General features: G+C 39.8%; 1 protein-coding gene and 1 pseudogene. Both read left to right on the plus strand.

The features are described from left to right. Positions 1–258 (plus strand): annotated as a pseudogene (locus E1I18_RS03655) (hypothetical protein); the annotation flags it as partial. An 11-nt stretch (positions 259–269) separates the two neighbouring features. After that, positions 270–467 (plus strand): hypothetical protein (locus E1I18_RS03660; RefSeq protein ID WP_211334718.1); only part of this gene is annotated, 198 nt, incomplete at its 3' end.

Consider the following 467-nt stretch of genomic DNA (forward strand, 5'->3'; position numbering starts at 1 on the left):
GTCGTAGATGATTGGTCACAAAGTAATCGCGAAAAGAAAACGATACATCAACTCGTTCAAGACGGTCTATTCAGTCGAGAACAGTTACACGCTGAACTCGGACAACTTGTGACAGGTGAGAAAGTCGGACGTGAACATGACGATGAGATTATTTTATTAAATCCAATGGGCATGGCGATTGAAGACATTGCGAGTGCGTACTTCATTTATCAACGTGCGCAAGCTGAAAATATAGGCACAACATTAAGTCTTTATTAGGAGTGGCATATATGGTAAGTGAACACGAACACAATGTAACGCGTGCACAACAATACATATTAAAAGACCTTGTGGATGCGTTATTATTTGAAGATTTAGGTGGCATTGCATCGACGAGTGAACGATTAACGATACAACAACAGACGTATTTACGTTATGAGAAAAAGGGGATTGTGTTGCTCATTCCAGTTTATTACAGTGGACTGAAT

Source organism: Mycoplasmopsis mucosicanis (genome assembly GCF_006546935.1).
GTDB lineage: Bacteria > Bacillota_I > Bacilli_A > Mycoplasmatales > Metamycoplasmataceae > Mycoplasmopsis > Mycoplasmopsis mucosicanis.